Genomic DNA, 18,808 nt, shown 5'->3' on the forward strand with positions numbered 1-18,808 from the left:
TTTTAATACTTCGAATAGCCTCTTGGCAAGCAAACCTCGTCACTCTCCACATCAATTTTCTATATCTAAAATTTAACCTAAAATTCAGCACCTTAACTTGAATAACTGCCAACTGTGTACCAACCTTAATTCATAAGAATATACAGGGGCTAGGTATGCAGCTGACACGTACAGTTAATAAGGATGTGATACGCAAGGTAATGGTGCCTTCGATACTTATTAACCTTCTATCACTTGCCGTTCCACTTACGGTTTTACAAATTTACGATCGAATATTGCCTAATCAGAGCTATGGTACAGCGACACTCCTTATTGTCGGGGCTTGTACGGCGGTTTTATTAGAGTCACTCGTCCGCTTTGTTCGTAGCTGGTTACTCTCTGCTGCGGCTAGTAATACGGAAAAGGCAACATTCGATGACCTAGTAAAACGGGTCGCAGAATCTAAGCCAAATGAGCTTCGCAACCTTGGCGCGGCAGGGGTAGATAACGGACTCTCTTCGATTTCAAAAGTAAGAGAATGGTACTCAGGTGGGATTGTCGCTGGGTTCATTGACTTACCCTTTGCCTTTCTGTTTCTTGCTCTCGTTTACTATATCGGTGGTAACTTAGTCATTGTTCCTGTTCTAGTCTGGGGGATTGCGAGTGTCATTGTTTGGCTAGCATCAAAGAAATCTAAGCGCTTAGGTGAAATCGCATCACAAAAAGAACAAGAGCGGAAAGGTTTTATGTTGCTGCTAGGGCAGACATTGCAAGGTATTAAACGTCAGGCAGTGGAATCGAGACTCTACAATCAATTTAAACGCTCTAACGATGCTAAGTTCTTATCGAAATCGAGTGAAGAGCAGCAAAATGCGTTTGCTCTAGAGTTTATCCAGTTAGCCTCGTTGATGACGTCTGTTGTGATTGTGATTACAGGCAGCTTGTGGGTGTTAAGTGGTGAGCTGACAACCGGTGGCTTAGCAGCGTGTTCGATATTGTCTGGGCGAGCTGTGGCTCCATTAAGCGCTCTAATTGGAATTCGTGTAAAACTCAATACGATCCATACTGCAAATCAATCGATTAAACATATACAGTCTCTGCCTTCAGAGCTCACCAATAATCAAACTGCAATCACAACTGAATCACTGACTATATCAAGTTTGACAGCTCATCGTTATGGGCACCAATACACCGCCTCGTTAAGCGTTGAAAAAGGTCAAATCGTTCACCTATCAAGTGAAGACCGCCATATAGATAGCTATTTTGCAGGTATTATCGGAGGGGTAGATGAGCCCGTATCAGGGACTCTAGAATTGAACCACAATCGCTGTTCATTCCACGAGCTATCAAACGTGACTTCCTACGTTGGTTCTAAAGGCCAACTTGTTAGCGGCACCTTGCTTGATAACCTGTGTGGCTTTGATCCAGAGCGAACTGACAGAGCCCGTGAGTACGCACAAAAACTTGGACTCGGCAGCAAGCTCTCTCAACTAAGTGACGGATTAGAAACTAAAGTAGGTCACACACTTTCGAGCCCCTTAAGCATGGGAAATATAAAACTACTCAACCTCGCTACTCAACTAGCGGCCCCTTCAGCGATTGTCGTTCTTGATAAACCGGATTCATCACTAGACCTTGATGGACTTGCCGCTCTCAATCGTGTTTTACAAGAAGAAAAGGCGCAAGAAAGAATTATAGTGCTTGTAACTCACCATCCTGCGCTTATCAATTTAGCCGATAAAAAAGTGGTTGTTACTCAATCAGAGCAAGGAGTCGCTGCATGATGAATGAATACGAAAAAGCCGGCCTTTCTTTGCTACAAAACTTGGAAGTCAGCACCAACGTCCAATTGTTCGCTAAGCAATGGATCGCCGAAAATGGGATTCAAAATGTAGATGAGTTGCTGTCACTGTTTGACCGAATCCATCTTCCTTATGAAATCACTCCAGTCCTTCAACGAGACCAAGCAGCTAAGTCAAGTATCGCTTTCAACAAAGACGACTCTATTGAACTGATCCACAAGACAAATTCCACTAAATTGAGTGACAACAGTGTCCAGTTTTATGTCGTGATCTTAGATTTACCACAAGAAAAGTACCCAACCGATTGGGTGGGAGAACGGCTCAATGCTTTTAAGCCAATGATCCCGAAACTTCTCCTCGTGAGCTTGTTGTCTAACATATTTGCTTTAAGCATCCCGTTTGTCACCATGGCGATTTATGATCATGTCATCGCGGGAGATGCAGGGCATGAGCTAATGGGAATCGCGATAGGCGCTGGGCTGCTATTTGTGATGATGGGATTACTCAAAACCCTCAGAGGTAGAGTATTAGTCAGTTTATCAAATAGAGTTAGTCGTGAAATCTCTCAAGCACTGGTGAAAAAGCTGCTTAAAAGCTCATATGCTCAGAACCAGCAATCTACGGTCTCCAACCAACAAAACCAAGTTCTCCTATCCGAACGAATATCGAGTATCCTATCAGGCCCACTTGGAGGCGCACTCTTCGATCTACCTTTCGTGTTGATATTCATTGTGGCAATTGGCGCGCTCGGAGGCTGGCTAGTGCTCGTGCCGATTATCGCTTTAATACTCTATGCATTACTCGCCAAGCGGGCAATTTCTGGAACGCGAAAAAGTTCGATGCACTCTACGATAGCGGGCACCAACAGACAGAATTTGATTAATGAACTGTCAGCAAAACTGATCTTTTTACGCAGCTCAGGTTTTGCAAATTATTGGTTTAAACGGTTTGAAAAAGCCAACTACCTTGCGGCAAAAGTTGGTTTTGAACAGGCCGTCCAACAGCATAAATACACCTCTCTATATTATGCGATTAGCTTATCTTCGACCATTGCTGTAATGGGTCTTGGTATCGGATTAATTTTTGAGGAAATACTAACGCCAGGTGGTTTGATTGCATCGATGATGCTGATTTCTCGTGTAACAGGCCCCGCGCAGATGATTGCTAATAGCGCATCAAGGTTCTCAAGCTTTAGCCAATCTAAGTTGCAGATTAATCGTTTGATCACTCAGCCTTCCGAGCGAGACTTTAGCTACCAACATCACCCTTTACCAAAGCAAGCGCCGTCACTAAATATCGACCAAGTGACCTTCCGCTACCCTAAGCAATCTCGTCCTGCGTTGTCAGCAGTGAGCTTTAGTGTTGAAAGGGGTGAAGTCATTGCCATTGTCGGACCTTCGAGCAGTGGGAAATCGACCTTATTAGAAGTATTAGCGGGATTACAAACAGCACAAAATGGTTCTGTAGAATTGGAAGGGGTGAACTTGTCACAATACGATCCTCAACTATATCGCCACTGGTGTTTTATTCGTGCCGCATACCCTGACCTTCTCTCACTTTCGGTGCGTGAATGGCTAGCAGATGGCAATCAGGTCGATGACCAAGAGATGATCGATGCGCTAAATCGAGTCGGAGGACAAGCTTGGTTCGAGTCTTTGCCTAATGGCTTAGATACTGTCATCAGCGCCTTAATTCCTGATAGTCTTTTCGACATTCTATCAGGTACTGTTGCACAAGTGCTTATCGATGCAAAAGCTCTCGTTTACGATTACAAACTACTATTGATGGACAACCCAGTGCCAGACTATCACCCAAAAGCTAAGCAGGTTTTTGCAGCGTTCATTAATCAGAAACGAGGACAGTCTACTATCATTTTTTCTTCCCATGATCCCGAGCTAATAAAGCTAGCGGATAAAGTCGTTGTCCTAAACGAAGGTGCTGTCGCATATGCTGGACCATTAGAACAGGAGTCAGAAAATCAAGAGCAAATAAGCGCAGAGGTATCCAATGGCTAATCATGAATACGGTGAGTTGGTTGAATCAAAAGCCACGGCAAAATCGCTAGCAGTCGCAACATGGGCTGTGGCGTTTTGTGTCATCGCTTTTGTTGTTTGGTCTGTGGTGACTCAGGTGGATGAAATCGCCAAAGCAAAAGGCTCAGTGATCCCTGAAGGTGAAAGACAAGTCTTACAAAGTGATATTGGAGGAAAATTAAAGCGTGTCTTAGTCAAAGAGGGTGAGCTTGTTGAAGAAGGGCAAGCTTTGGTTGAGTTTGATGCCACCTTCCAAAAAACGACATTAGACGAGTTGAAATCACAGCAAGTGACTCTCTCTTTAAGCATCGAGAGGATGAACGCTCTGCTAGATCAAAGAGAACCCGATTTTTCACTTTATGCTGTGGAATACCCTTCATTGGTGAGCCAACAACAGGCTCAACTAAGTGCTCAAAAGGCTTTGTTCTATCAGCAGCGGGTTGTACTGGAAAAAGAGAGCGAACAAATCGCAGAGCAATTGCATTCGGTAAACAAAGCATTACCCTCATACGAAAAACAACTACAAGCAACGAAACAAGAGCTGAATATCCTAGAGAAAGGATTGAAAGCTGGAAATATTTCTCGCTTGAGAGTGCTAGAAATGAGGCAAAAGCTGGCGAGTATTGAGCAGCAAATCGCCGACGCAACTGGTAAGCGTTCCGTATTGGAAAAGCAAGCCTCCACCAACGAGCAGAAGATAGAGCAGCTACTTGCCGAAGCTAAGGTAAAGGTAAGCGATGAGCGCTCTAAAGCCGTGTCTGACTTGTCGGCTCTTAATGCACGTGTTCGTTCTAGTGAAGCCAAAGTATCGAACACAGTCGTAACCTCTCCTCTTAAAGGCTTGGTTCAAAGCGTACCATCAACTCAAGTTGGAGGCGTGATTCAACCAGGAGGTACAGTTGTTGAGATTGTACCGCTAACAGGCAATGCAAACTTTAAAGCGAAACTCTCTCCACGAGATATCGGTTTCGTACGAGAAGGGCAGCCTGTTCGAGTAAAGGTAGATGCGTTTGATTACAGTCGCTTTGGTGCATTGCTTGGACAGGTGGACAAAATATCTCCGACAACAAGTCAAAATGAACGAGGAGAGATTTTCTATGAGGTCGTTATCTCCGTAGAAAAGCCCTACTTTCATGACGATCCTGAAAGATTCTCCATTTTACCGGGTATGACAGGAGAGGCAGACATCACAACAGGTGAGAAATCCGTCTTTCAATATCTTTGGAAACCTATTTTCACCAATATTAGCGTGGCGTTTGGCGAACGATAATCGTCTTACAAAGAGAATTAGAAACTCACTAATGAAACGGGCAGCGAATTCGCTGCCCGTTCTGATTTTAATAACAGGTAACTCTAGTAAGGGTCGATGAAACTGCTTGGGTCACCTTGATCATGATGCTCATCAGGGTTAATGAGATCTTCGTGTTTATCATCATGATGAATTTGCTCATGAGAGAGGTGTTCGGCTACATCACTACTTGCATCAAACGTATCAACGGGCGCGCTATTATCATCCAAGACAATATCAATATCGTCTGGAAGATCGGTGGCAGTTGATGTCTCGATTGTTGCCATTGTTGGTTCAATACCTAATGCAGTCAAATAGGCAGCAGCTCCATGATGTGTTTCTCCATCTCCTGAATGATGAGACTCTTGTTGAGTTTCAACTACATCATCAATAGAAAGAACAATATCAGTATCCGTTGACTGTAAGTCCATCACTTCATCAGATTGAGTCATTACTGGTGGAGGCGGAGGTGGCGGTGATGCTAATGGTGACACATCGATGCCTGTAAGGGTCGTCATATCGATGTGATGGCCACTGTGGCCATGAACTGATTGTGAGTGTAGGTGTAAGTGAACCGCAACTTGAGAGTTTTGATTACCATCTAATGTCAGAACAAATGAATCTGTCTCATCGGTGCCAGCGCCATAGCTCCCACCAGTGTGCGTTTTTATCACTCCTGAAGAGGCGTTGTAATCGTAATCTAAGTGCCCAGTCTGGGGATCGACATGCAAAGTACCAAACTGACCATGTAAACTTGTTACAACATGTCCTCCGCTAGCGAGAATGCCCCACCCATTGTGCTGAGAACCTCCCGTGTGATTCTGCGGCGGTATTCCGAGTGACGCATGAAGATCTTGATGCCCCGCCCCACCAGTGATTTGAGGAGCAGCCACTAAAGTCGGAGTCACTGGCACATCTGTATTACCATTGATGACGATCTGTATCTCTTTTGAAGCTATACCTCCATGACCATCATCGACTAAGAGCGTAAAGGTATCTTGTAGCGTGTCACCGTCATTCAATCCATCCACTCGCGGGTTCGCATTGTCTAGTTGGTAAGTCCAAGAGTTGGTATGTGAGTCAAATTGAACGGTACCAAATTGTGCACTATGAGCAGGATCGACTGTCACACTTAAACTGTCGCCATCCACATCATGAATGGATATTTGTCCGCTGGAATTAACATTCGAATCTTCGGTCACTGAATGAGAGCCAAGACGTTGACCAGTTTGAAGCTGTTCACTCACTGTAGGCGCATCATTAACCGATGCAATATTGATAAATATTGAACCTTCTTTGGAGTCGGTATGACCATCATTTGCAGTAAATTGAACGGCTCCCAACCCACTTACGCCAGAGCTGAAATAATTCGCTGTTGGCGTAAACACCAATGAAGACACATCGGCAGCATTAACATTATCGCCTGGATTAATGGTGTGTCCATTTAAGGTCAATGTACCATGAGCTACATTGGTTATCGTAATATGATGGAGCATATCTCCATCCATATCTGAGTATTTAAAGTCTGCCCCTGTAAAACTATGTGGTTTGTCTTCTAGGGAACTAATAAAGCTAGAACCGACCGTTGGAGCATCATTGATGGCATTAACATCCACAATTAAGGTCGCGCTCGCGGAGTCTTGGTGCCCGTCGCTAGCAGTAAACTCTAAGTGCGCGTAATTAACGCCACTTTGATTGGTAATAGGTGTAAAAGTTAAATGTCCGGCATCTAAATCAGCTTTTGATATCTGCTGATTAGTCGTAACCACCACGCCATTCAACGTCAGTAGGCCATGACTAGGCAATTGAGTGATTGTTATATGGTCCAATACATCATGGTCTGCATCACTATAGCCAAATTCAGCGGTCGTAAACGTATGAGTTTGGTCCTCATCACTAGTGACGGTTTGCGGCGTAGCTGTTGGTGCATGTTGCGCTGGTGGCGTCACTTCAATGGTGAGTCGGTTTTGAGACGAGTCGCCTCTAGAGCCGCCGCCATCATCGCCCACGCGATAGACCATACTTGGAACCATCCCAGTAAATCCAGCTTCTGGCGTAAAGGTATAGTGACCGTTTGCTTCAATAGCTAATGTGCCTACTCCTGCGATAGAATGTGGGTGTCCTGGTGTGACCGTCACATAACCTGCACTGGGGTCCTTTATTTGGATATCTTGCAGAACCAGATGGGCATTGGAGTCGGTATCTGTCGCTGCGCCAGAAACGCCTTCATGAGTACCGATACCCGATAGCAGATTGCCTTCAATAGGACCATTATGTTGGACACCTGAATCACTCAGGCTGTGTAATACAGGTTTATCGGTCGTACCGTTAATTGTCACTGTAATAGAGTGTTTGGTGCCATCCTTAGAAGTTACTTCAACTCTGTCTGTGAGTGTTTGTCCACTATCGAGATCTTGTATCTGTTGATTGTCATTGTCTGCAACATAAGCCCATGTGCCATTACTTGAAACAATAAAATGTCCATAGCTTCCATTGTGGTTTAGATATTGTTGACCACTAAGGTCCAATGCCGCTTCTCCTTGACCATCGATATCAGAAACAATTAGGTGGCCGGTGCATTCGAGGGCGTTTGTGGTAGGTGAGGCTCCCGTGATGTGCACATTGTGGTGAAGGCTTTTGTCTTCGGTGATACTGCCTGAATCGCCAGTAAAACTCGCGGCATCATTGACCGCGGCAAGGTTCATCGTAGCGGATGTCGTAACGGAAGCGCCATGCTCATCTTGAACATCATAATGAAACTGAACTTGGCCGTTGTAGTTCCTTTCTGGGGTAAAACTGAATGTGCCATCATGGTTATCGACGATTTGCCCATGATCTACACTGAGGTTATGCACGCTAAGGTGGCTGTTATCATCAACATCAGTGGCGTTCGCCAGTAAGTCAGATGCTTTCAATGTTACTGGCGTATCTTCAGTGCCTTGAGCGAGTGTAACAGCAGAGGTCACGACTGGAAGGTCATTGGTTCCGACAATCTTAATGTCAATAACATGAGTCTCACCACCAACGGTATGTACGTTGTATAGGACATGCTCTTCTTGGCCTGCGGCGAGTTGCTGAATCTGGCTGTTGTTAACGCTATAAGTCCAAGAACCATCTTTAGAGATATGAAGACCGCCATGAACACCGCTGTTGAATGGATCATGGCGTTTGCCAACATCTGTTGAGAATTCAGATTGGTCGTGGTCAGGGTCAACGACATTCAGTTGACCAGATATCACCTCAACGGGTGTCGATGACCCGTCTTCATGTACGTCTGGGTTTGAGACCACCGTAATTGTCGCCTGGTCGTTACTTCCTTGAACCAATACTTCAATATGCTTGGTCGCGGTAGAACCATCTGTCGATGTTGCAGTGATATCAAAACCTTCTGCTTTGGTTTCACCTTGTTGCAGAGCATTGGCTTTTGAGTGGTCTAGGTCGTAATGCCATTGCCCGTTACTATCAACATGCAGTGTGCCGTAAGCGCCCACTGAATCCCCTGCATTGAATGTGACGGAGTCTTTGCTATCAGAGTCGTGGGCAAGCAGAGTCCCTGAAATTGACGTGATTTTATCTTCAACGGCAGTACCAAGTGCCGCTGTTAACGCATCTGGAGTATCAATAACCACATGGTCGTCAGTGCCTAAGATTTTGGCTGTCAGCGGGATTCGTGTTCCATCTGCGGTGATTAGATTGATCGTATCAGTCAGAGAATCGCCATGACTCAGTGATTGAACTTCAGCGTGACTATTATCCGCACTGTAGCTCCATTTATCGTGGCCATCGGTTGAATGAGTGAAGCTGAAGGTACCGTGGACGCCTGCAAGATTCATCGCGAAGTTTGCTGGTACCGTATGCTTAACGCCGTTGATCTCGATTTGAGTAACCTTCGCTTCCGATGGCGAGTCAATATCCTGAATATCAAGGTTTTTCCAACCTGACCATAGCTCATTGGTGCTTGTCCCCGATTTGAGGTGATCTTCAGTTACAAAGTTGGAGGCGAGTGTCGGTTGTAGTGTGGCAGCATCATTGCTAGGTAACAGAGTGGTAGACGCGCCAGTATGAGTAACGCCACCATGAGCATCTTTAACGTCATAAGTGAAGTGGACTTGCCCGTTGTAATTATGCTCTGGAGTGAAGGTGAATGTGCCATCTTTGTTGTCGACGAGAGTGCCATGGTCCGCGCGTAGGTTCGCGATAGAGAGCTGCCCAGCATCGTTTGCGTCAACGTCTACAGTATTGGCTAGCAACTCGGTTGTTGTAATGGTTTGTGCAAGATCTTCTTTTCCGCTGTTGAGCTGAACTTCTGAAGAGCAGTATGGACGGTCATTGTCACCATGAATGGTAATATGAATATCGTGAGTGGTGCCATCTGCCGATTTGACGGTGACCGTATCGGTTATTGACTCACCCTGACCGAGACGATCTATCTTTCTTCCTGTTGCGTCTTGGCCTATGGAAGCATAGTAGCTCCAATCTCCGTTACTCTGGAGTATGACGTGCCCCAGTGTACCTTGGTAAGTGCCTGTTTGAGCATGGCTTTCACCGGAATCTGGATCAATGATATTTAGATGGCCATCGGTGTGTATCTCATCGTTCCATATTTTACCGACGTTTCCATGCATATGATCTGGTGAACGGTCATCGACGTAGCCGCCAGACATAGTACCGTCTGGCGCTGTATAGGCATGCCCTTCATGAACATCTCCAGTGTCGCGCCCCGAGATTGTTGCAGCATCGCCAACAGCATCGATGTGCAGCGTATTGGTTGCTTCTTGTGAATCGACATGTCCGTCATTAACAGTGAACTTAAACTGAACATCGCCGTTGAAATCAGGGGTAGGGACGAACTGTAACTTAGCGATATCGGCAGCAGGAATACTCTGACCGGCCGTGATATCGTGGCCATCAAGCATAAACTTACCTTGAGCCGCTGGTGGCAGATCAGTGATCGCGATAGAGTGCAGCGTATCGCCTGTATCGACATCGGAGAAGCCGAACTGACTCGCCTGTATTTGATAGTTTATATCTTCCGTGCCGTTTCTTAGAACCACCTTGGTAACTGTAGGGGCGTCGTTGGTTCCCACGACATCTATATTTAAGTCGTAAGCTGTACCATCGAAGCTGTGTACTCGATAGGTAACCGTTTCAACTTGCCCTTGTGCTAGGTGTTGAAGTGCCGCGTTGTCGACGCTGTAGCCCCAATTACCCGCGCTATCAATTCGAAGCATGCCACCAAATGGGTCGTGAATACGAGTTTCACCAAATTGGCTGTATTGGAACTTATCTTCTCCGCTGTCTGGGTCTATGACTTGAAGTTGACCACTTGCCAACTCGGTAGTCGTGCCGTTGTTGTGCGTTGCATGTGGCCCGTCTTCTATCACGCTTCCAGTAGTTACCTCTGAAATAATGGCTTTATCTGGGGTCGCGACAAGTGTGGTATTTGCACCAGTGTGTGTGGTTCCACCATGAGCATCTTTGACGTCATAGGTGAAGTGAACTTGGCCGTTATAGTTCTTATCTGGCGTGAAGGTATAGGTACCATCTTTGTTATCAAGGATTGAGCCATGATCAGCATGCAGATTCGCTACACTTAGTTTGCCTATATCGTTATGGTCAACATCAAGACTATTGGCGAGCAACTCGGCCTGAGTAAGGGTTTGTGGTAAATCTTCTTTTCCTGATTTGAGTTGAACTTCACCAGAAATATAAGGCGCGTCATTGTCGCCATGAATCGTGACCACAATGTCATGAGTGGTACCATCTTTGGTCTGTATTGTGATGGTATCGGTTAGAGTTTCACCTGCTCCTAACTTGTCGATGGTTGACCCTACGGTTGTACTAACACCTTTCTGTTGCCAATCGGTTTGACCTGCCGCAACAGCATACTCCCAGTGCCCATCACCACGGAGTAATAGATGCCCATATTGACCATGATAAGAGTAAACTCCGCCCTTGGTATCGAAGATAGCTTCGTTTGTATCGGGATCGACAATAGATAACTGACCTGAGGTGGTTAATGCATCATGACTAATCTTCGCCATGCCAGGTTGAGCATAATTTGGTGACATATTCTGCCCAGCTTGATTTTCATGCACATCACCAGTGTCAACGCCTGCAACCGTAGCGGCATCATTAGTACCAGTAACCACAATCTCAAGGTTCTGCGTTGCGCTAGCACCATGCTCGTCGGTTACCGTCACAGGAATAGACAGGGTCTGAGTTTGACCTTGTGCAAGTGTCTGATAACTTGCGTGGGAAGGATCAAAGCTATAACTACCATCGGCATTGAAGGTTAACCCATCGACAGAATTACCAATAGAGTAGGTCAGTGACGCGCCGTGGTCGACGTCCTGTCCAACCATTTGCCCTGATAGTGATGCTCCATCTTCGGTAACGGAATGCGTTTGGGCGGTTAAAGTCGGGGCATCATTGGTGCCATCTATACTCACTTTTATGGTGAACGGAGTGCCATCTTGCGACTTTACCACGCACTCATCAGTGATGGTTTCCCCCTGTTTCAGGTTCTGTACTAATGGCTGATGATCCCGAATGGTGTAGGTGTAGCGACCATCCTGCATTATCAAGATATGGCCACCGAGTTTGGTGTCATAGCCGATGCCTTGGTAGGTCTGAGGGCCTAAGTTAATATCAAACTGAGCTTCCCCTTTGTCTGGGTCAACGATATCCAGTTTGCCATTGAAGTGAAGGTTGTCATGGGTATCGATGTAGTAACGATCTTCAGTCACACCACCTTGATGGTTATCCGTTGCTGAATAACTGATTTGGGCATTATCAGGCGCGGCGGTGAGGTCAAACTTAGCTTGAGTACTGACGCTACCACCATGGCCGTCAAGCACATCATAGGTGAGTCGTATCTCACCATTGAAATCTTTATCTGGCGTGAAGGTATAAGTGCCATCCTTGTTGTCGACCAGATGACCATGAGTGGCTTGCAAATTACTGACATGCAGATTATCGGTAGCGTCTACATCGCTTGCATGCGTTAGCAAATCAGAAGCTTTTATAGTTACTGGTTGATCTTCTTTACCCGCAGGAAGCTGCGCCCAAGCATTTACCACGGGTTTGTCGTTGCTACCTTGAACGTCGATGACAATCTTTTGAGGGGTTGAAGCGCCAGCACTGTCGGTTGCTGTAATCCAAAATGATTCAGATTGATGCTCACCGGCAGCAAGTTTATCTGTCGCACTTCCTGTAGAGTTGTCTAGCTGATAACGCCAGTGCCCTTGTTGATCAATCGATAGCGTACCAAACTGCCCCTGAGGTTGATTGACCGCCCATGTAATCGTATCCGACGTATCTAAATCGGTTGCGGTGAGACTACCGGTTGCATCAGGTGTTCCAGAAGTATTTAAACCCTGCTCAACGACTGCTCCAGTTGATGTTCCAGACACCATTGGGCGGTCATTGGTGCCGTTTACCGTAATGGTGACCTGGTGTTGTGTACCATCCGCTGAGCTCACTGTTATGGTTTCAGTAGCCGTAGCTCCTTGTCCTAAGGCTTGTACTTTTGGATTGGAGTTATCAAGATCGTAGCTCCAAGCACCATCTTTGGTGATGGTTAACGTACCAAACTGCCCAATCACTTGGGATGCTTGAAAATGATCTTCCCCAAGGTCTGAGTCCGTCACCAAGAGTTGGCCCTGAGCATGTGTAGTCTGATCCTCAGTGACCGTTCCAGCATCTACGCCTGAGATGACGGCATTATCATCTTCACCGCCAATGGTCATGTTAAGTACTTGCGGAGTACCATCTTTGGTATGGATGGTAAACGATTCATGCAATGCAGTTTGGCTGGTCAAGGCTTGGATATTGATCTGTGAGTTGTCAACTTGATACTGCCAGTGACCATTGGCATTCACGGTTAAAGTACCAAACTGACCCACTATCGTTTCTGGTTGTAGAGAGCTTTCATCATGATCAGGGTCTACAACATCGATTTTTCCGGACGTGCTAATCAAACCATGAGAATCAACGTTATGGTCTTCGGTGACTTGGCCTTGTAGGTCTCCACTAATCGTCGGTGCATCCTGTTTACCTTGTACAGGGATGTGGATAATGACGCTTGAGCCATTTGAAAGATGCAGTGTGAAAGTGTCAGTCCCTGGCTCTTGTTTCTGCAATAAAATATACGCTGGCGCTTTGGGATCTAGAGTGAAGGTATATTTCCCCGTTGCATCAACATGGAGTGAACCGTATTTTCCTTTTAGTGTTTCATCAACATAAGTTATCGGAATATTTGGTGAAGACGGCTGGTGGTGCTGTGCTGGCTGAATTTGTGTAGGAACCGACGAATTGCCTTGATTGTGATCGACTGAGTGATTGGGAATTGATGACAGCTTAGATTCGGAAGTATTCGGTGAACTACCTAAAATGTGGTGAACTACTGGGTGTAACTTAGTCGATAGGTGGTGAGAAGAGTTAAGCGCTAAAGTAACGTGGGCATCCTCTTTTTCAATGACTTCGGCTTGGCTACTATTATCGTGCGAGTCGTTCTGCTCGCCATTTAATAATGTCTGGTTAGTTTCATTTTGGATTGATGCACGTGTCGTGTCAGTGGCCGTTTGTTGATGTGTCTCATGTACATCTCCACCAGCAAAGCTATCTGAATCGTTATTGTTCAGTGCTAATGAAGGCAAAATCATCGTTAACTCACGTGGTATTGGAACTCTCATGTTTATCTGAGAGTACAATCTCACCTTTTTTTCCGGCTTGGTTTGCTTCTTAGGTTCCGAGTTTCTTTTCGCTTTGAATGTAGAATTATTGTTTTTTTTGTGGTCAGTAGCCATCGACGTTTCCTGTCTAAATTTAAACAATCACCTTTTCAGTAAAGTACAAAATCGAAAGATTGGCCATCTCAACTAACTAATTAAATTGATTACAATTAATCTTAATTCTGTCGTTGATAATTAATACATATCGTCAGTGTTTAAAGGCGAGTTCGAAAGGATGCCAATGAAGTAATGCACGTCACAATGATGGTTGGGCATGCCATATCTTAAGCGACAAGAATTGTTGAAAGTATCGACCCTAAAACGTAAAAACCATTCAACTAAAGCACTTAGTCGAATGGTTTCACTAGATTCGCCGTTAAAGGCTCTCTTTACACTGTAAAGCTCGTTAACCTACTGTTCGATAGACTTAATCACTCGGCACGGATTACCTGCAGCGACCACATTGGCAGGAACATCTTTAGTCACCACGCTGCCTGCGCCGATTACGCTATTGTCACCAATGGTGACTCCCGGGCAGACAATTGCGCCTCCACCAATCCATACATTGTTGCCAATAGTAATCGGTGTGCCAAACTCAACACCCTCTTCTACACGCCCTTTTACATCCAATGGGTGGCCAGCGGTATAGATCTGCACATTCGGCGCAAACAACACATTGTCACCAATGTGCACTTCTGATACATCAAGGACAACACAGTTAAAGTTTGCGTAGAAGTTTTTACCAACCTTGATGTTAGAGCCATAATCACAACGAAAAGGGGGCTCTAAATAAGCACCTTCAGAGCTAGGAATTAAATTATCAATTGCTGTTCGCCATTCAGCACTATCAGGAATGCTGTTATTGAGTGTTTGTAGAACTTTTCGACATGCAATACGCTCACTGTAAAGCTGTTCATCCCATGCATCGTATGGCTCGCCTGCCAACATCTTTTCCTTTTCAGTTTTCATTGTTCCTACCAAAATTCTTCAACATTTGAGGAAAATATCGCATATCAATATCGATTTGTTGTTGTCACGAATCAGTAAATATCGTTCTCGTGCTATACATCACTTTTTGTACGGTTCAATCGTAAACAGGTGGTTGTCAGTAATTACTCGCTTCTATTATTCCACCTATTTTCATTAACTACTGAATCACACTTGCTAATAGTTGCTCGTAAAAACACTTCGCCGCAGGTCCTGTTTTTGCTCCTTTTGGTAAAGTGAGATGTAATGGGACTTGGTACTTATTATTTTGCTCTACCTCAAGTACTTTCAGCTGTCCGTGGTTTCGTTTCGCAATGATGTGCTCTGGTAAACGACAAAAGCCAACACCCTGTTCAATCGCCCTAAAAGCATGATCAAAATTATCAACAGTAATTCTTTGGCTTGCCTTTAACCAACCGACATTTTGTTCTCGGCTCTCCAGATTAGTCGCACCAAGGTCTCGAACCACAACCTGACTTTGAGTGGAAAAATCAGCCATACAAACATTGGGCTTTTGCGCTAGTGGGTGTTCACTTGATACCACTGGAACCATACTCGTCAGAGAAAAGGCTTGTGCAGGATAATTAGTCACAGGCAATGTAATGATCGCAATATCAGCCTGCTCACTAATGACCATTTCGGTCGTTTTGCTCAATGATGTTTCCACTACTTGAATCGACGTAATGTTATTACTTTGAAGGTATTGCGCCATTGGTTGGTAGAGTAAGCTTGGGTCACATAGATGATCGATAGCAATGGTTATTTCTGACTCCACTCCAGCCGATATTTGCTGACTTAAATCCTCAAGATCTCGCGCTTGTTCTAACATACTACTGGCTCGGCGAAGTAAAGACTGCCCATGCTCTGTGACGCTCGCTCGTCTTCCTTTTACTTCCACCAGCTTTACGCCTAGTTGATCCTCGAGCTTTTTAATTGAGTAAATCAGCGTGGTGTGGCTCTTATTAAGTGATACGGCAGCGGCTTGAATACTGCCCGCTTTGTCTACCTCTTGCAGCGTCAGCCATTGCTCCAATGTGCTTTTTAATCTCATCTCAAACCTGTCAGTTTTTTAGACATTTATGCACAATATTATGAACTTTTCTGTTCAATCTATACAGATAATAATCACTCCATAGAACGGCAACAGCGTTCACAACACAATATGGAGAATAGAAAATGAAGTTACTACAAGTCGATTTTGAATATCACGGTCCAATGGGTGAAGCCATGTCTAAGGCACTCATAGACTTGGCGCAATCAATCAACCAAGAGCCAGGACTAATCTGGAAAATATGGACAGAAAGCGAAGCGGAAAAGTTAGGCGGTGGCATCTATCTATTTGAAGATGAGACCAGTGCGCAGAAGTATTTAGAAATGCATGCCGCGAGACTGAAAGAGATGGGCGTACCTGAGGTTCGTGGCGTGATTTTTGATGTGAACCAGCCGCTAACCAGCATTAACAACGGCCCTATCGCTTAAACAAGGGGGACGTATGAAACACAGAACTTTTTTGACCTTGCACGGCGGCATCTATACCGCCTTTGCTATCGTACTATTTTTTCTACCGACAATCATGTGGCCAATGTATGGCGTTGAGATAAACGATCAATACGCGTACTTCTTATCTCAGCATACGAGCATTTTTTTAGGTGGTGTTGCTGCGGTCAGCTTGCTACTGCGTAACATTGAGCACAAAGAGACGGTAAGACAGCTGCTAAAAGCTCTGTTGGTCACAAACTTATTGGGTGTAGCGATCACAGGATACGCGGGAATAACCGGTATTTTCGTTGGTTTTGGTTGGAGCGATCCTGCTTTTTTTGCACTACTAACCGCCCTCACCTACCGACAATTAACACTGAAATAGCACATTGCGCTTCATATTTGAGGCGCAAATCCCCCCTCGCCTTTCACCGGCGATCTCAGTAGAATGCGCTCTCTTTTTCAACAAATGAGTAAAAATAGGCGGCGGTTTGCACACAGTAGAACAACTTATTCAGGGCGAGCTTAAAGGCATTCACAGACTAAAACTGTCCGAGCAGCTCACAGAGCTACCAAGCGAAATTTTATCGCTGGCGGACTCGCTTGAGATTTTAGATTTATCAGGCAACCAACTTACCGATCTGCCAGATTGGTTAGCTGACTTACCAAAACTCAAGATAGTGTTTGCGTCAAACAACTGCTTTACCCATCTTCCTGATGTGCTAGGTCGCTGTCCTGAGCTCGATATGATTGGCTTTAAGGGTAACCAGATAGTAACGGTGTCTGAGCAATCTCTTTCCCCTAAATTACGTTGGCTTATACTCACAGACAACCAAATTGAAACGCTTCCAGAGTCATTGGGGAACTGTACTCCAATGCGTAAGCTGGCGCTGGCGGGGAATAAGATTCGCACCCTTCCACACTCTTTCTCTAAATTGGTTAACTTAGAGCTTGTACGCCTATCTGCAAACCAGCTTGATGTATTTCCTGAAGTACTGCTAGAGCTGCCAAAACTGGCTTGGATGGCGTTTGCTGGTAACCCATTTTGTGAACGTCTAACCCTAACTGATAGTGTACCTCAGGTTAGCTCTAGTGCTTATTCAACCAATCAAGTCCTTGGTCAAGGAGCTTCCGGTGTTATCTCTCATGCCGATTGGTTAGATAGCTCATTTGATTTTCCACCACATGTTGCGATTAAGGTGTTTAAAGGCGAAGTCACCAGTGATGGCTACCCACAAGATGAACTGCAAGCATGCTTACAAACAGGCCACCACACTAATCTGGTTAAATCAATCGCTCAGGTCAATGAGCCCGATTACCTTGCCCTTGTGATGGAGCTTATCCCTGATAACTTTTACAACTTGGGTTTGCCTCCGACGTTAGAGACATGCTCTCGTGATGTATTTCACCCCGATTTTGAACTGTCAGTTGAGCAAATCACCCACATTGTGAATCAAATGATGGATGTCTTTGAGCACATGCACAGCAATAAGGTGTGTCACGGAGACCTTTACGCACACAATGTTTTGGTGAATGAGTCAGGTGAGATGATCTTTGGCGACTTCGGTGCTGCGTCTGTCTATGGCTACCTTGATGAACCTCTACAACGTGGGATCCGACAAGTGGAAGCTCGCGCACTCGCGCACTTTATTGATGATCTCCTTTCAGTCTGTAAGCCAAGAGAAAAGCAAACCGCCGCTTATCAATCTTTACGCAATCTGACTAAACTTATCGCCTAGCCACACCGTAATTGAAAGCCTAGACGATTCACCAGCTAGGCTTTGATTACAGAAGCCCCCATTAGCTGCTAGATTACTAATAGCTCACTTAGAAAGGATGCGCCCTATGCTCAATATGGACTTTTCAAAACGCATAGCAATCGATACGGAACAAATGGAATGGTTGGCAAGTCCTGCTAAAGGGGTTTGGCGTAAGCCTCTTGAACGCCAAGAAGCGGAATCAGGGCATACCACCAGCATCGTGCGTTATGAGCAAGGCTCGGCGTTCAAAACTCACCCTCATCCTATGGGTGAAGAGATTTTCGTATTGGATGGCGTTTTCTCTGATGAGCATGGTGATTATCCAGCTGGTAGCTACCTTCGTAACCCTCCAGGCAGTTCACACGCCCCTTTTAGTAAGGAGGGTTGCGTAATCTTCGTGAAACTTAATCAGTTTGATGAACGAGATAGACAGACCGTGCGCATCAATACCCATCAAACCACGTGGTTACCCGGCATAGGTGGATTAGAGGTGATGCCGCTACACGATTTCGAGCACGAGCATGTTGCTTTAGTAAAGTGGCCTGTTGGTGAAAGGTTTCAACCGCACAAACACTTTGGTGGCGAAGAGATTTTGGTTTTGACGGGAGAGTTCAAAGATGAGTTCGGCGCCTACCCCAAAGGAACATGGATACGCAGCCCACACATGAGTGAGCACTTCCCGTTTGTTGAACAGGAAACCATAATCTTAGTGAAAACAGGGCACCTTCCGCTGTTACAAGCCTAG

The 18,808-nt window shown here is 45.3% G+C and carries 10 protein-coding genes; 7 read left to right on the forward strand and 3 right to left on the reverse strand.

Annotation, left to right across the window (positions count from 1 at the left end):
• Window positions 1–155 precede the first annotated feature (155 nt).
• Genes AAFX28_RS03765 through AAFX28_RS03775 form a run of 3 tightly spaced genes read left to right on the forward strand, consistent with a single transcriptional unit; the run spans window position 156 to window position 5,084 of the window.
• Complete coding sequence (locus tag AAFX28_RS03765; RefSeq protein WP_408685762.1) at window positions 156–1,763, forward strand: ABC transporter transmembrane domain-containing protein; 1,608 nt, start codon at window positions 156–158, stop codon at window positions 1,761–1,763.
• Window positions 1,760–3,796 (forward strand): peptidase domain-containing ABC transporter, encoded by a 2,037-nt coding sequence (locus tag AAFX28_RS03770; protein WP_408685764.1) that lies wholly within the window; start codon window positions 1,760–1,762, stop codon window positions 3,794–3,796. Before AAFX28_RS03765 ends, AAFX28_RS03770 begins: the two co-directional genes overlap by 4 nt.
• Window positions 3,789–5,084: an HlyD family type I secretion periplasmic adaptor subunit gene (locus tag AAFX28_RS03775; RefSeq protein ID WP_408685766.1), complete on the forward strand. Its 1,296-nt coding sequence runs from the start codon at window positions 3,789–3,791 to the stop codon at window positions 5,082–5,084. The genes AAFX28_RS03770 and AAFX28_RS03775 overlap by 8 nt, the downstream gene beginning before the upstream one ends.
• Before the next feature lie 83 nt (window positions 5,085–5,167).
• Here the strand turns inward: AAFX28_RS03775 and AAFX28_RS03780 are convergent, their stop codons facing one another.
• From AAFX28_RS03780 to AAFX28_RS03790, 3 genes are all read right to left on the reverse strand, one after another.
• On the reverse strand, window positions 5,168–13,798 hold the full coding sequence (locus tag AAFX28_RS03780) for a VCBS domain-containing protein (RefSeq protein WP_408685768.1): 8,631 nt from the start codon (window positions 13,796–13,798) through the stop codon (window positions 5,168–5,170).
• A 450-nt stretch (window positions 13,799–14,248) separates the two neighbouring features.
• Complete coding sequence (locus tag AAFX28_RS03785; RefSeq protein ID WP_408685770.1) at window positions 14,249–14,806, reverse strand: sugar O-acetyltransferase; 558 nt, start codon at window positions 14,804–14,806, stop codon at window positions 14,249–14,251.
• 178 nt (window positions 14,807–14,984) lie between these two features.
• On the reverse strand, window positions 14,985–15,875 hold the full coding sequence (locus AAFX28_RS03790) for a LysR family transcriptional regulator (protein WP_408685772.1): 891 nt from the start codon (window positions 15,873–15,875) through the stop codon (window positions 14,985–14,987).
• A gap of 125 nt (window positions 15,876–16,000) precedes the next feature.
• Here AAFX28_RS03790 and AAFX28_RS03795 point away from each other — a divergent pair, with 125 nt between their 5' ends.
• From AAFX28_RS03795 to AAFX28_RS03810, 4 genes are all read left to right on the forward strand, one after another.
• Window positions 16,001–16,303, forward strand: coding sequence for a monooxygenase (locus AAFX28_RS03795; protein WP_408685773.1), 303 nt, complete (start codon window positions 16,001–16,003; stop codon window positions 16,301–16,303).
• Between the two features lie 13 nt (window positions 16,304–16,316).
• Window positions 16,317–16,688: a hypothetical protein gene (locus AAFX28_RS03800; RefSeq protein ID WP_408685775.1), complete on the forward strand. Its 372-nt coding sequence runs from the start codon at window positions 16,317–16,319 to the stop codon at window positions 16,686–16,688.
• A 106-nt stretch (window positions 16,689–16,794) separates the two neighbouring features.
• Window positions 16,795–18,042, forward strand: a complete 1,248-nt coding sequence (locus AAFX28_RS03805; RefSeq protein WP_408685777.1) for a leucine-rich repeat-containing protein kinase family protein — start codon at window positions 16,795–16,797, stop codon at window positions 18,040–18,042.
• A 106-nt stretch (window positions 18,043–18,148) separates the two neighbouring features.
• Window positions 18,149–18,808 carry a cupin domain-containing protein gene (locus tag AAFX28_RS03810; protein WP_408685779.1) on the forward strand — a complete coding sequence of 220 codons (660 nt, stop codon included), beginning with the start codon at window positions 18,149–18,151 and terminating at the stop codon, window positions 18,806–18,808.

The organism is Vibrio sp. TBV020 (assembly GCF_046056895.1).
Lineage (GTDB): Bacteria > Pseudomonadota > Gammaproteobacteria > Enterobacterales > Vibrionaceae > Vibrio.